This window comes from Candidatus Tectomicrobia bacterium (assembly GCA_016192135.1).
Classification (GTDB): Bacteria; UBA8248; UBA8248; order UBA8248; family UBA8248; genus 2-12-FULL-69-37.
Genome location: JACPUR010000001.1, coordinates 86,217 through 100,526, shown reverse-complemented (window position 1 = coordinate 100,526; position 14,310 = coordinate 86,217). Strand labels below are relative to the sequence as shown.

General features: G+C 63.4%; 11 protein-coding genes. All 11 read right to left on the bottom strand.

Annotation, left to right across the window (positions count from 1 at the left end; translation table 11 throughout):
- Window positions 1-50 precede the first annotated feature (50 nt).
- The 11 genes from HYZ11_00405 to asnB all read right to left on the bottom strand — a co-directional run bounded on the left by HYZ11_00405 (window position 51) and on the right by asnB (window position 14,304).
- Entirely contained in the window at window positions 51-2,300 is a 2,250-nt protein-coding gene (locus tag HYZ11_00405; GenBank protein ID MBI3126049.1) for a hypothetical protein, read from the bottom strand.
- A gap of 379 nt (window positions 2,301-2,679) precedes the next feature.
- Window positions 2,680-3,426 (bottom strand): SDR family oxidoreductase, encoded by a 747-nt coding sequence (locus tag HYZ11_00400; GenBank protein ID MBI3126048.1) that lies wholly within the window; start codon window positions 3,424-3,426, stop codon window positions 2,680-2,682.
- A 2-nt stretch (window positions 3,427-3,428) separates the two neighbouring features.
- A complete protein-coding gene (locus HYZ11_00395) occupies window positions 3,429-4,451 on the bottom strand; it encodes a Gfo/Idh/MocA family oxidoreductase (protein MBI3126047.1) in 1,023 nt (340 codons plus the stop codon).
- Window positions 4,452-4,454: 3 nt separating this feature from the next.
- A complete protein-coding gene (locus tag HYZ11_00390; GenBank protein MBI3126046.1) occupies window positions 4,455-5,339 on the bottom strand; it encodes a class I SAM-dependent methyltransferase in 885 nt (294 codons plus the stop codon).
- Window positions 5,336-6,301, bottom strand: coding sequence for an NAD-dependent epimerase/dehydratase family protein (locus HYZ11_00385; protein MBI3126045.1), 966 nt, complete (start codon window positions 6,299-6,301; stop codon window positions 5,336-5,338). Before HYZ11_00385 ends, HYZ11_00390 begins: the two co-directional genes overlap by 4 nt.
- 17 nt (window positions 6,302-6,318) lie before the next feature.
- A complete protein-coding gene (locus HYZ11_00380) occupies window positions 6,319-7,305 on the bottom strand; it encodes a class I SAM-dependent methyltransferase (GenBank protein MBI3126044.1) in 987 nt (328 codons plus the stop codon).
- Window positions 7,306-7,330: 25 nt separating this feature from the next.
- The gene (locus tag HYZ11_00375; GenBank protein MBI3126043.1) at window positions 7,331-8,821 is read right to left on the bottom strand and encodes a sulfatase-like hydrolase/transferase; all 1,491 of its coding nucleotides are present in this window, start codon (window positions 8,819-8,821) and stop codon (window positions 7,331-7,333) included.
- A gap of 62 nt (window positions 8,822-8,883) precedes the next feature.
- Entirely contained in the window at window positions 8,884-10,863 is a 1,980-nt protein-coding gene (locus tag HYZ11_00370; GenBank protein ID MBI3126042.1) for a hypothetical protein, read from the bottom strand.
- Window positions 10,860-11,528 (bottom strand): HAD family hydrolase, encoded by a 669-nt coding sequence (locus tag HYZ11_00365; protein MBI3126041.1) that lies wholly within the window; start codon window positions 11,526-11,528, stop codon window positions 10,860-10,862. The genes HYZ11_00370 and HYZ11_00365 overlap by 4 nt, the downstream gene beginning before the upstream one ends.
- Complete coding sequence (locus HYZ11_00360; protein MBI3126040.1) at window positions 11,528-12,346, bottom strand: glycosyltransferase family 2 protein; 819 nt, start codon at window positions 12,344-12,346, stop codon at window positions 11,528-11,530. Before HYZ11_00360 ends, HYZ11_00365 begins: the two co-directional genes overlap by 1 nt.
- Window positions 12,343-14,304 (bottom strand): asparagine synthase (glutamine-hydrolyzing), encoded by a 1,962-nt coding sequence (gene asnB / locus HYZ11_00355; GenBank protein ID MBI3126039.1) that lies wholly within the window; start codon window positions 14,302-14,304, stop codon window positions 12,343-12,345. The genes HYZ11_00360 and asnB overlap by 4 nt, the downstream gene beginning before the upstream one ends.
- Window positions 14,305-14,310 lie beyond the last annotated feature (6 nt).

Below are 14,310 nucleotides of genomic sequence, written 5' to 3'. Positions count from 1 at the left end.
AGCGCGCAATCGATGGGTTCGACCCTACGGCTCTCGCTTTGGGGACACCATCAGGCGTCCGCCCGCTTCCCCTCCTTGAGCACAAGGATTGCCATAGCCATGTACACTATGCTGGTGACTCCGACCCGGGACATTGAGGAAAGGTGAATCATGGCGGCGTATCCCAGGAACACGATGAGGGTGAGGGTCGCCCGCATCGCCCGCTCCGGGGGGCCGGGCGCGCGCCAACTCAGCCGCAATCCCATCCCGAAAGGCAGAAGGCCGGAAATCAAGAAAAGGGCGAGCCCTACTGCGCCGAACTGCTCGAAGTAAGGAAGGAGTTCCACGTCGCTGTAGCTCACCGCTTGGAAAGAATCCGCGGCCTCCCTCCCCTTGGGAAAGAACAAGGTGTCCCAGGCGCCAAACGACGCCCCCCGTCCGAGAAGATAATGATGGAGCCGGTAGAGCGTTGCCTTCCGCGTGGCCAGCACACCCTGGAGGTCGACGACCTTTCTTTCTTTCGTTTCTTCGGGCTTCAAACCTTCTACAACCTTCTTCTCTTTTCCCTCCCGATGCAAACCGAGGAACTTCTCCCAGGGGAAGTTCTCCGGCTTGCCCATCAGGTCTTGGACCTCCCCGCCGGTGACCAGGTAAATACCGTCAACGAGTCCCTTTAAATTCGGCTTTCCCACATCCTTTGCGACCAGTTCGATCTGCAAAAAGTCGCTCATTTTACCGACTGTGTGACGCAAAATGATGAACTCCCAATCTCCCGATCCCGAGTATTCAGCCGAGCCTCCCACGACCAAATTGTCCTTGACGGTGAGGCGCATGAAGTTCGGAGCGGGACCTCTCAGCCACGCGCCGATGGTGATATTCTGGCCTCTGAGCAAGTTCGGGCTCGGATGGAAGAACTGGAAGTAAACTATGCCACCGAGCGGTGGAATGACCTCCACGGCCCACCCGCCCTTCATCCCCCCCTTGTCCACCTTCCGGATAATGCCATCCGAGCGCTTCACCCGGGCCTCGGGCAGTTTATCGTCTCTCACCTCCCAGCCTTTCAGCCGCGAGTCCCGGATCTGATGAGTGTTTTTGGGGAGCTTGCCCGCCATCTGGCTTACATCGACGCGAGCCGCTCGCAGGAGGTCCGGGATCGTTCGGGTCGGAATGTTATAAACTGTCGTGAAGAAATCATACCGGAGTCCCGGAATCAGGAATTGGGAGGCGAAGACAAGAAAGACCACGAGACCGGCGGCGCCCGAGAGCGCCTTCACCCAGGATGACCGAACGAGGAATGCCGCAAGGCCGAACGAGACGAACAGGAGCAGCAAGACCGTCCGCGAGGTCCAAAACGCCGCGAGGAGGAGGAAGGCGGCCAGGGCGAGGCGGCCCAAACCCTCGTTCCACCGCCTCGCCGCAAGGAACCCAGGAAGCCATAGGACCGCCCCCATGAGGCCGAGCAGGCCGCTGATGTGCGTCATGTACATAGGGCCGAGCGGCGCGCATCCGGTTATGAACGGCCGGCCGCAATCGGGTTCGAATTCCCAGTTCTTGGTCAGGTGGCCCACCCAGGGAAGTTGCTGATGAGGAACCTTGGCTACGTTCAGCAAATAGCTCTCCGTCAGCATCTGGGCCGCACCCGCGAGTGTCGCGAACCCGAAAGCGATCAGGATCCGCCTCGCCTCCGCGTCGGTCCGAATGGAGTAGCGGGCGAGGAAATAGACGATGACCATGAAGAAGTAATAGCGGAAACCCTGCAGGCCCGAGAACAGGTAACCCGACCGAAACGCTGTGTTCCCCACCTGAAAGACGCCATAGATCAGTAGCCCTGCCACAACGATGTCAAGAAAGCGGACCCTGCCCTCCCTGCGCCTCATCGCACGGAAGTAGAACCCCAAAAACGCCAGAAGGACGCCGAGGGCGGGGAGACTGACGGCGAGGAGGGTGCGGTTAGACAGGAATGCGCCGAAGCCCTGGAGCCCTGTGTCGAACAAAAGCGAGGCGAATAACCCCGAGGCCCACCCCGCCGCCAGAGCAACTCCTGCTGCGAGCAGGCCGGAAACCACCAGGTAGCGCCCCCAGGCGCGCCCGTCGTGCTCACGGACCCACTGTGCGGATTCCCGGCAGAGGATGGACACCGCCATCACCCCACACAGGGCGAACGGCCAGAGGAAGTACAAAGCGCTGCCGGAGGACATCTCGTGCAGCAACGTGAAGAAGGGCCCGAAAAAGACCAGGATGAGCAACCCCGCGTGGAGACTGTAGGCGCCCACTCCGAGCCCGGCGAGGACGGCGAGCGGCGGAAGAAACCCAAGAATCACGGTTCGTCTCCCAGGAATTTCGGACTTCGACAATCGATGAAGGACCCTTTTGCCACCGAACAACACAGGGTCAAAAAGCTCAGGAAAACCATTCCACTAAAGGCGGATCGGCACAATCCTCCGCAATTCCCAGACGGGAGGCGCGGAATAAGCCAGGGTGAAATTCCGATCCGCAGAATGAATGGAGAGTCAAGCACCGCACGGACCTCTGCGTTCCTGAATCATGACATCTCCCCAAATGAGGGGTGCTTCGGGAGCAGGTATCGCGCAGATTCCTCGAAATGCTTAAGGATCTAAAAGCCACCCTCCTCCCGGATGTTTCCAGGAACCCCGATCGCCCCTGAATGGAATTTGTGATGCGAGCACTGCGGTGTGGAGATTAATCCCCCCCCGCGACGGCGATGATCTGCCCCGTGATGAACGCGGCAGCGTCCGAGGCCAGATAGCGGACCATCTCCGCAACCTCCCGCGGATCGCCTGCTCGCTTCAGGGGGATGAGGCCCACCCGGCGGTTGAACTCCTCGCTGGGCATCATCCGTTGCAGCGTCGCTCCCACTACCCCGGGACGGATCGCGTTCACGAGGATGTTGTGCTCCGCGCCCAGCTTCGCCAGGGCGCGCGTAACGGCCTCGAGGGCCGCCTTCGCCGCGCTGTACGCGAGGGTCTGCGCGGAGCCGGCGTACTTCACCCCAATCGAGCTGATGTTGACGATGCGCCCCCCGCCGTTTTCCCGCATGCTCCGCATCGCCGCCTGGGCGAGGAAGAAAGGAGCGTCCACGTTCAGTGCGAATTCCCGGCGCCATGACTCTGGTCCCAGCTCCAAGTAATGGGCCAACGCAAGAGGCGCGCCGGCGTTGTTCACGAGGACGTCGATCCCTCCGAACCGGGCCAAGAACTCCGGCACCAGCCCGTCGCGGGCGATGGGATCCAGCAGGTCCGCCCGGAAGAGGTGGATCTCCACACCCCTGGCCCAGAGCCGCTCGGCGAGGGCACGCGCCCCCGCCTCGCTCCTCCAGTGGTGGAGCCCCACCCCGGCTCCCGCCTCGGCGAACACCTCGACGATGCTCGCCCCGATCCCGGTGCCCCCGCCGGTCACTAGCACGCGCTTTCCGCTCAGGTCGCTCATGCTCAGGCGATTTCCACCACGCGCTCCCGGGCAGCCCCGCTCAGGGGGAGTTCCACCCGGGCGTTCCCCCGCGCCTCCGATTCGTGGAACGCCATCACGATTTCGAGTGACCGGATGCCGTCCTCCACGGTGCAGCTCAGGGGCCCGTCGCCCACCAGCTCCACGAGACCGTTATGCGTCAACTCCACAATGTCGTATACACCACCGCCGAAGGGAACGGGGGCGAGCGGTGTCCCATAGCGGGTCAGCTTCTCCGCGCGCATCTCGGGCGGCCGCGTGAAGACCTGCCAAGAGCCGGCCAGCTCGTCGATGACGATTCTCCCGTAGGTGCCGGCTAGAACGTAGAGGTATGGGATTCCGGTATCCTCGCTCGAGTCCACGAAGCAGCGAAGCCCGTTCCGGAATACGACCATTCCGTACCCGGCTGGATCGCGGAACTGGAGCCCGCGGGGGTTTGGGGTCCCGGTCTTGTCCAGCATCCCGATGGCCCAGCCTGCCTCCGAGTCGGAGAGGAACCGCATGAGGTCGAAGGCGTGGATCACGAAGTTCCCGAGCCCCGTGCTGCCGCATTGGAAGTAAATGTGGCGCAACTCGCCGATGACTCCCTCCCGGATGAGGGCCTTGATCCTCCGGTACGCGCCGCTCCATCGCCGGAGGTGGTTCACCGCCACGCGCGCGCCATAGTGCCGGATGGTTTCGGCCAGCCTTTCCGCCTCCTTCAAATTCGTTGCGACCGGTTTCTCGCAGAACACCCGGCCGATGCCCGCCTGGACGGCGGCGGCAGTGATTTCGGCGTGCGTGGGTCCGTTTGAGACGACACTCAGCATATCGAGCTTTTCGTTCCTGAGCAGGTCCGCGTAATGCGAATAGATCCGGTTCCTCGGGAAATCTGGGAGGTACCCCACGACCCGCTCGAGCACGAACTCGCAGATGGCCACTACCTCACAGCCCGTGCCCTGGTAGGCACGGTAATGCCGCTGCCCCATCCCGCCGAAGCCGACGATCCCCGCTCGAAGCTTGTCCATCGGCTAGTCGACGAAGACGACTGCAAACAAGGTGTCGCAGAGAAACTTGGCTTTTAGATCTTCGGCGTAGGTCTCGTTGAGCGCCGGGCTAAAAATGCGGTTGTACCGTCCCATCCCGCCAGGCCTCCCCGCCATCATCCAGTGCATGTGGTTGGACAGATCGTAGCGCTGTTTGGGATGGATCTCCCATCGGGAAAAACCAGCTTCCCGAAAGAGACGGTCTAGGGTTTTCTGCGAGTAATAGAATTGATGAGCCGGGGTGAAGTAGAAATCCCGGAATGCAGGAATGTCGTACACCGAAAGGAGGACGTCATCCACGTTCGGGACAACCAGGAAGATATTTCCTCCGCGCCGGCAGGCCCGCCGGGCCGAGTCAAGGAACTCCCGCGGATCCCCCAAGTGCTCGAGGACGAAGAACGCGAACAGGCGGTCCATCGAGGCCGCCTCGCATGCCTCGAGGGAAGAGATCATGGAAATGCCCATCTCCTCACAGTAGCGCCGGAGCTCAAGGTGTGTCTCTATCCCTGCCACTGAGGAGACCCGCCCGCGGAGCTGGTCGAGGAAATATCCCGAAGCGCACCCTACCTCCAGGCACGCGTCGGCGGGCTTGAGGTAGCTTTCAACCCAGTCGAGGTACATGCGGGCGTCCCCTTGCCGCGCCTGGAAGAGGTCCCGCGGGGTGGTGCTTTTCTCGGCGCTATAGATAATTCCGTATTCTTCCTCGTAGAAGCGCCTCTCTTCCTCAGGCGTCATTGGCGGGTGAAGGAAAACGAGGGAGCAAGAGCGGCACCGATAACCGACTTGATCCCTCTCGTAGCGAAGCTGCGTCGCCGCGATCTCGAACTCCCTTCCCCCACATAGATAACACCGCTCGGGCCCGCCGCTCATTTCCCTCCCTCCGAAGCCGCTACGGAAACCTTCCCCGCCCCCCGCGCCCAGACGACCATCCGCCGCAGCCCCTCGGAGAGATCCACCCGCGGCTCCCAGTCGAGCTCCCGCCGGGCCCTGGAGATATCGGCGAAGTTCCCCGCAATGTCTCCAGGCGTCCCCTCCGCCTGGACGATGGGATACGTCCCGGGAGCGCAGCCATACGCGTCGGTCAGCCCATCGAGCAATTCGCGGACGCTCGTCTTGCGGCCTGAGCCGATGTTATAAGTCCGCCCGCCGGAAGCAGGGGCCTCCAGAGCCTTCAGCCAGGCGTCCACCACATCGTCGACGTAGACGAAATCGCGGAACCGCTCCAGAGACCCCTTCACGAGGATGGGTTCCCCCTTCAGCAGGAAGGCGAGATAGATGCTCACCATCCCCTGCTTGAGGTTCGCCAGGTTCTGGCCGGGCCCGTACACGTTGAAGAGGCGGAAAATGGTCGGGGCGCCTCCGCGCCGGCCGAACAGGTTCAGATACCCCTCCGCCGCCGATTTGGAGGCTCCGTAAAAAGAATGGAAATCCTTTGGGGCGTCCTCTGCAAGCGGACCGACCGAGGGGCCGTAGACCGTCTGGGAGCTGGGGAAAAGGACGCGCCTGATCCCGTGGAGCTCGCACCATCGGAGCAGGAGGAACGTGCCCCGCGCGTTCACGTCGAAATCGAGAAGAGGATCCTCGTGCGAGACCTCTCCGGAAGACTGCCCCCCAAGGTGCATGACGGCATCAATTCCCTTCGCGTCGATCCGGCTGTAGCTTCCCGGGTCTGCGACGCTCGCCTCGAGGAACTCCGCTCCCTCTGGGACCGCCCTCCGGTGCCCACTGGCCAGATCGTCCATCACGAGGACAGAGTCGCCACGCGCTACCAGGCGCTCGGCCATCTGGGAGCCGATGAACCCCGCCCCACCCGTCACCAAATAGCGTCCCATATCTTTCTCCCACCCTCTTACCGAACGCGCGCCACCACTCGCACGTGCGAACTCAAGCGGTTTTCCTGCAAGAACGCCTGAAAGGCGGCCCGGGTCGCCTCGGGCGCGCTGGCCACCGCGCGGGCGAAACGGGACACCGCCACGCCGGGGCATTCCGCCAGAGCGTTCCGCAGTATATCCACATCGAGTCGCCCTGGCGTGCTGAGCTCGAGCGGTTCCATCCCGCATCGCCCGAGCAGTGCCTCGATCCCGACAGTGGACATCAGGTTTACATGAAGCGGCGGGCAAATGGACTTCGAAGCCGACCACAACTCCTGAAGGTCGAACCCCGAAACCACCAATGTGGTGAACAGGACCACCCCCCCGGGGACGAGCGCTCGCCCGAGAGCCTCCAGGAACTCGTACGGGTTGAAAACATGCTCGATGACCTCGAAGTTGGTAGCGAAGACCGCTCCGATCTCCCCAGGGACGATCTCCTCCATCTTCTTCTCGACGACTTCGAACCCCCGCCCGCGGCAGATCTCGGCGAGGGCAGCCGAGGGCTCGACGCCCACGATCCGATCGAACATACCGAGGTCGCGGATTTCCTCGAGCAGGACGCCAAAGCCAGAGCCCACATCGGCGAATGTCCCGCGGAGGCACAGCTTCTCCGCCCACTCCTTCACCAGGAGAGCGCGGGGCCGGACAATCTGGGCCCGCCGCGCGCGCTCCGTCTCCTTGTAGAAGACCTCGGCCCAATGCTCGACGGCCTGGGAGTCACGATAGTACGCGTCGAGCCTTTCGTAGGAGGGGCGTGGGCTAAGGTAGAGGGACCCGCAACCCAGGCAGGTAAGGTAGGTGAATCCATACTTGTCGAACGCATGCTCGCAGCGGGAAGAGTCGCAGGCCGGACAAGGGATCTCCACAAAGAACGACTTGTCGCGGAACAGCCGCTCTGCCTCGCGGCGGGAGATATCGAGGAACTCGTCGAAGACCGCCTTGGGCCGGATATCGTATTCTTTCACCGCGAATTCCACCCCGCAAAGGCTGTCAAAGATAGCCGAGCCGCTGGAGTTCCCGGCGGATGGCCGGGTCGGTCATTTTCTCCCCCACTTTCTTGCTGAGGGCAATCGGGTAGCGGTCGACCACAAAACCGGGGTCGAGCGACTCGTAAAAGCGCACCATCCTTGCGTGGAGCTCGGAGGCCATCTCGGGCCGCGAGGCGTGGAGGCTGTTGTCGCTCGTCTCGGCCTCCCCTCTTCGATAGAGCCGGTGGTCGCCGTCCGACTGCCAGATGTACTTGTATGAGGAAGTTCGAGCCGCCCGGCGGATGATGCTCATACGAAACAGATGGTTCGGGTAAGCTTTCAATCGCTCGGGTAGGACGGCAGGCGGGGAATCCACGATGAGGCACCGCTCCGCCCCATCCGAACCGGCAGAGAGCATCGACTCGCCGTCGAGCGGCGTCTGTTCCGCCAGCCACCCTTCTTCGCCGAGCAAATCGAAGATTGTGGGCACGATGTCGAGGGCGGAGGTCAGGCGGGAAACCTTCACCCCCGCGCCGATCCGAGCTGGGCAATGGAGGATGCAGGGGGTTGCGAAGAGTTCCTCCCAGACAGTTGCCCCATGGTTGATGAGGCCGTGCTCGCCCAGGAGCTCCCCGTGGTCGGAGGTCACGACAAGGATGCTCTCATCGAGCAATCCCATACGCTCCAGCCCCCGGACAAGCTCTCCCACCAGGTGGTCGCCATAGAGGAGGTCGGCTTGGTAGCACTTGCGCACCGATTCCATGGCTTCCACAGCGGGGCCGAAGTCGCCGTTGGCGAAAGCGTTGACGTTCCGCTGAATCTCATAGGAGACCGGATGCGGGCGCGCCCCGTTGAAGACCCGATCGAGAAAGGGCTTGGGAGGATAGTAGGGCGTGTGCGGGTGGAGGAGCGTGGTGTAGGCGAAAACCGGCTCTCCCCGGTTCGCCTCGATGCGGCCAAGAAGGTACCTGACAGAGTCGATACCGTCCACAAGAGCCGCAGCGGCCCGAACCTCGCCCGCCTTGCCCGCAATCGCCCCGTAGCCCTCCTTCAAGAGCTGGTAGAGCCTCGGAAAGGCGCGCAGGTTGTCTTGCAAGATGCCCCGCAGGGACTTCCGGCCGCCGCCGGCGCTCAGCCGCCCAGGGTAGTACATATCGTGGAAGGCGAAGAGATCATCGTATCCGGCAGGCGGGATGAAGCTCGCCCGGACGTGGCCGAAACACTTGTACCCGAGCCGCCGGAGCAGGAGCGAGAGGGAGACGAGGTCGCTCTTCATCTCGCAGAGGTTATGGAGCATCCGGTGACGTGCCGGGTGGTGGCCCGTGAAGATGCTCACGTGAGCCGGCGCGGAGCCGCATGCGGCGGCGTAGTGGTCGAGGAGGAGGGTTCCCCTCTCCGAAAGGACGTCCATGTTCGGAGTCAGGCCCAGGTCCGAGCCGTAGCAGCCGAACATGTCCTTCCGGGCTGAGTCAAGAATAACCAGGATGACGTTCGGTCTCTCTTTCGTCGCCATGCGAATCTTTGACCCTTCCTTTCCGTTGCCTGTCACTATTTCCCAGGCGGTGACCCGGACGCCTACGCCGAAATCCGCCGCGCCCGTTCCCGCGGCGCGCGGACCTCTTCCTCGAGGACCCGCTCCCAGCGGGAAAGCGCAGGATCGATGCACCAATAATCGCGCACGAAGGCGCGCTTCTCCTCCAGGCTTCTCCGCCCTCCTTTCTTCAGGAATTCTCCAAGGGCCGCGACCAGTTCATCAGGCGAATGGACCTTCCAGCCCAAGTCCTCATTCCCGCTCAAGGGATTCATGACGAACACGGAGGCAAAGATGGGGACAAAAACTTCGCATCCGTAGGCGAGCGCCTCGACCGCCACCGAGCTCGTCGGGACAAGAGCCACGTCCGCCTCCCGCAGCCACCGCGAAATGTCCCCCCGGCCGATTTCGTAGCCCGCCCCAGCGGCATCCACGCCCATCTCACGGAGGAACGAATCCAAGGGCATGGAAGGATGGCCCTTGAGGACGATCCGCCACGCCCCGAGTCTCGGCCGCGCCTCCTCGATGAGGGAGAGCAGGGCCGCCGTTTCCGTCCGCTCTATGGAACTCGCGACCAAGAGGACCGGCCGCTCTCCCCTGGGAGGGAGACTTTCCGCCATCCGCTTCTCTAGGGGAAGCTGTCGCAGGGACTCGACAACGGCCACATCCGGATACCCCCATTCCTTCAGGAGGGAGTAAGGGAAGTTCCCGTTGCTGAGGATCCTCTCCGGCAGGGGCGGTCCGAAGGCTCCCACCTCTTTCACTTTCGTGGGACGGTAGAACACGTCGTTCCGTCCGACCGAGGTGTGCTGGTAGCCCATCGTCCGGACAGGAGGCCGAGCCGATCGGGCCTGGACGTTCAAGGCGGCCTCCCATCCCTGCATCTCGTACAGGTAGATACAGACCGTGGGCAAGTCCGCAGAGGAAAGAGCCTCCCGGAAGGCGTGGTAGGCGAAGAGCCCGCGCACGGCTTCCAGGCCATAGAAAGTGCGGCGCAACAAATTCTCCGCCATTGGAACGCAAACCGGCGCTTCCAGCGCTTCCGCCAACGCACCTGGAAAATGCGCACACAGGCGGAAATACAGGCGCAGCCGAGCCATCCATGTTCCGATGAGCGCGAGCATCTGCGGGAAACCGAGGAATTCCTCAAGAAACGCAAGCCGCAGACCGCCCTCGGCCAGTCGGCGGGCGGTCCGCGCCGCCTCGGCAAACGACCCTCCTTCCACATAGATGAAGATGAGGAGCCAGGCGAGAGAGATGTCATCCTGGCGCGCCAGGTCCTGGAGCGGCAGAAAATACTTGTTGCGGAACTCTCCCCGTGCAGCGGCTTTCACCTCAAGGTAGGGAAAATACGTCACCATCAGAGCTTCCGCTCCCGGCCCGAGGGAAGGGCGCCTCCGGCGCAGGATGAACCGGACAAGAAGGGCGCGCCAGAGAATCTGCAATAGCCCAGCCCCCGCTGCGAGGAACCCTCGCTCTGCCGTCCATCGCCGCAGTGCCGCTTTGAAAGGAGAGGGACCGCCTATCGCCTCGAAACGGACTCCCTGCAATTCGGCCGCTGTCCGGACCGAGGTCCGGAGGAGGTGGGAATCAAGCGCAACCAAGCAAGCTACATATCTTCCGGCCCGAAGCTCTTCCTCAACGGCGAGAGCTTGGGCCATCAGAAGAAACGAATTCGTCTTCAGGGGATTTTTCTCCGCCATAGGCCCTAGCCAAAAGGCGCTCCCCTCCCCATCGGGCAACTCGAGCCACTCGGCGAGGGATTTTCCCTTAATCTTCAAGCCTGCACACCGGCCGACCCAATCAGGAAGCACCCGGCAAAGCCTCTCCACCTGCGCGTCCACGCGACGAGCCGCGTCCAGGGTGCAAACCTCATGGCCGCTGCTTTTCATGGCGTCCTCAACCTGCCGGATGGAACGCCAGTTTCCCGTGAGGGGCAACAGAGTGACGGCCGAGGCGTTTCCGAGGGCAGGCAGCGCCACCGCGGGCGATGAACTCCCATCGAAGACGAAAAGAATGCTCACTCCGCAGAAAGCTCCTTCAAACGAGCTGGGAGTTCCCGGAGGTCGCGAATCCAGCAGGGCACATCCTCCAGACCTGGAACGTCGCCCAACCGCGCGATGAAGGGAACACCGGCTTCCTGTGCCGCCTCCCTGTCCGAGGGGGAATCCCCCACAAAGACCATATCTCCCTCCGCGCACGCCTCGCTACCGCAAATGTCCCGCAGAATATCGGCTTTTCTCCGGGGCGCGCCGCGCACATCCCGAAAGAAGGGTGCAATACCCCGCTCGCGGACGACCATCCGAAGCTCTTCCTCCGGTGTAGCAGAGGCAAGGTGCAGACGGTAGCCGCTTCGCTGCTCCCGCAGAAACTCCAGCGCTCCGGCGACGAAGGGCGCACGCATGACACGATCCAAAACCAGGGAGCTGTACCGCCCGCACCAGGCATCCAGCTCCACTTCCGAGAGAGCGCGTCCGAGGATGGCACCGTGGACATGGGCGATCTGGACCTTCCGGGGCAGGCCTCCATTCTCTCTCTGATAGGACCGGATTGCCTCCTGGTGACTTGTGAATCCCTGAAAGAGCGCTTCGTAAGCCTCCGCCTTGATCCGACTAGATTCGAGGATTACTCCATCGAAATCGAGGGCAACGACCCGGACACCCCTTCTCTTCCTCCCCGTGCTCGCCATCAGCCGGCCCGCCCGGCCACCTGGACAATCGCCTGTCGGACCCCGATCCGGACGCGGCGGGGAAGCATCCGGTACGCAAACAAGAGCGGAAAAACGGCACAAAGCAAGGGACTCCGTCCGAGAAGGCGCACCGCCCTTCTCTGAAGATGGAGGCAGTCGACCATGTATCCAAGCTGGTCGCCTCCCTCAAAGAATTGGCCCCGGTGAATCCGTTTCGCGGCCAGCGGGACGGATAACCTCCCCACCCTGTGACCCGCAACCGCGAGTCGAATGAGGATATCCCAGTCGTACAGGCTCTTTCGGCTCTCGTCATATCCCCTCACAGCCTCTAAAGCGTCCCGGCGGAGCAGGAGAGTAGTGTGGGAGACAGGATTCAGGAATACCAGCTTTCGCGTAATGTCCTTCATGGAAAAGAGGCTTGAACCAACCTCCCAGGCGGGCCAGGACGGTGGCCGATCGCTCTTCGTCAACATCTGCCCTGCTCCGACGCCGGCGAGATCAGGACGCCTCGCGAGCGCTTCTTTCTCGATCTCGAGGCGTCTCGGGTGGGAGAGATCATCCGCGTCCTGGATGGCCACCAAGTCCCCCCGGCTCCGCGCCAGAGCCAAGTTGAGGGCGCGGCCGCGCCCCAGGCGCCCTCCTTCGATCAGGCGTACCCTGGGATCCTCTACGGCGCGTACAGACCGCACGGTGCCGTCTGTCGAGCCGTCGTCCACGACAACGCACTCGAGGTCATCTGCGGTCTGGGCAAGGATGCTATTGATCGCCTCGCCGACGAAAGGCGCGGCATTGTAGGCCGTGATGAGAACGCTAATCAAAGATGATTCTCCCGCCCGGCGGGCGAGACCGTGCCGCGAAATGGTTCCGCCCGCCGGCTCTCCATATCGCGGAGCCAGAGTTCCAGGACGACGAACTGCCAGATCACAGGGTACTCGTACTCGCCCCGCAGAAAACCTTCGTACAGTGCTCTCACCTTGAGCGGCGAGAAGAACCCCCGCCGACGGACTGACTGTACCGAAAGGGCGTCCTCCACCACCTCCCTGAGCTCGGCCTTCATCCACTTCTCCATGGGAAAAGCGAAACCCTGCTTCGTACGGCTCACAATGCGCGGTGGCAGGAGATCCGACAGGGCCTCGGTCAAGAGGCGCTTTGGGTGGCCCCATCTCCGCTCCCACCCCGCCGGAAGGCTGCAGACGAATTCCACCACCTCGTGGTCGATGAGAGGGACGCGGACTTCCAGCGAGTGGGCCATGCTCATCGCGTCGGTGTCCCGCAGGAGCCGCCAGCACATGTAAATCTGCATCTCAAGGCGGCTCACCATGGTCCAGGGCCGGCCCCCACCGCGTGCCAGTGCGGGCAAGAGGTCCAGCACGCTATCCGCGCCTGAAGCCTCCGCGAGCGGCGAGCGGCCGTCCTCTCCGTACAGAGCCGCCTTCTCTGCGGGCCAGAGGGTAAGGCGGGCGAGCGCGTAAAGACCCAGTGGGGAGTCCACCCAGGGTAGCCGCCCCAGCTTCCGGGCACGGGCGCTCGTCGCGGATACGCCGTTCGCTACCCCCCCGCCGAGCGCCCGCCCCAGCGCCCGCCGAAGGGCCAAGGGGATCCGCCCCCACATCCTCGCCGCGCTGGCCCAGCGGGGGATCATCTGGTAGGTGTCGTAGCCTCCGAACACTTCGTCCCCGCCCAGTCCCGAGAGGGCTACCGTCACCCCTCCCTCGCGCGCGGCACGCGAGACGAGGTAGGTGTTCACCCCGTCGAAGCTCGGCTGGTCTAGATGGCGGATTATCCGAGGCAACTCCTCCCGCACAACCGCTCCGTTCATTACGACCTCGGTGTGCTCCGCCCCGAAGGCCGCGGCGGCCTCCCGAGCGTAGCTCCTCTCGTCGAAACCCTCGGGAGCGTCGGAGAAGCCGACCGAGAAGGTGCGGACTGGCCGCTCCGTCATCCGGGCCATCAGCCCGACCAGGGCAGTCGAGTCGATCCCCCCGCTCAGGAAGGCCCCGAGGGGGACGTCGCTGATCCGATGCAGGCGGACGCTCTCCTCGAGCACACTCCGGAGCCGGGCAGGGGTGTCGTCCGCCGGATCCGGACCCTCCCCCGCTTCTGGGAAGTCCCACCATTGCTCCACGGAGAAGCGGCCATTCCGAATCCGGGCGAGGTGGCCCGGAGGCAACACATGCACGCCCCGGAGAGCGGTTCGGGGCGGAGGCACGTAGCCGAAGGAGAGGTAGTGGTCGAGGGCGGCGTAGTCGGGCTCGGTCCCGACGAGACCGCTCGCGGTGAGGGCGCCCACCTCGGAGGCGAAAACCCACCCGCCTGGAACCTCGGCGTAGTAGAACGGCTTGATGCCCAGGCGGTCGCGGGCGAAGAGCATACGCCGACAGGGTCCATCCCAAACGGCGAACCCGAACATGCCCCGCAGGTGGCGGCAGAGGCCCTCTCCCATCTCCTCGTAGAGGTGAAGGATAACCTCGGTGTCCGCGCCAGAGCGGAAGACGTGCCCCCGGCCCTCAAGTTCGGATCGAAGGAACTGGAAGTTGTATATCTCGCCGTTCAGGACCACCCAGACCGATTTGTCCTCGTTCGGCATCGGCTGCCGGCCCCGCGCGCTCGTGTCGATGATGTTCAGCCGCCGCATACCCAGGCAGGCGGAGGAGAATTCCTCCACCCCGGCGTCGTCCGGGCCCCGGTGCACCATGGCGGCGCACATGCGCTCGACCGCCTCGCGGCGCGCCCAGGGGGACAGCTTCTCGGTGATGATGCCAGCGATGCCGCACATCTTGTC

Bases quoted from the DNA above. Each gene is read 5' to 3' on its own strand.
- HYZ11_00385 (MBI3126045.1), bottom strand. From the start codon at position 6,301: ATGGGACGCTATTTGGTGACGGGTGGGGCGGGGTTCATCGGCTCCCAG.
- HYZ11_00375 (MBI3126043.1), bottom strand. From the start codon at position 8,821: ATGGCGACGAAAGAGAGACCGAACGTCATCCTGGTTATTCTTGACTCA.
- HYZ11_00365 (MBI3126041.1), bottom strand. From the start codon at position 11,528: ATGGCGAGCACGGGGAGGAAGAGAAGGGGTGTCCGGGTCGTTGCCCTC.
- HYZ11_00400 (MBI3126048.1), bottom strand. From the start codon at position 3,426: ATGAGCGACCTGAGCGGAAAGCGCGTGCTAGTGACCGGCGGGGGCACC.
- HYZ11_00390 (MBI3126046.1), bottom strand. From the start codon at position 5,339: ATGAGCGGCGGGCCCGAGCGGTGTTATCTATGTGGGGGAAGGGAGTTC.
- HYZ11_00395 (MBI3126047.1), bottom strand. From the start codon at position 4,451: ATGGACAAGCTTCGAGCGGGGATCGTCGGCTTCGGCGGGATGGGGCAG.
- asnB (MBI3126039.1), bottom strand. From the start codon at position 14,304: ATGTGCGGCATCGCTGGCATCATCACCGAGAAGCTGTCCCCCTGGGCG.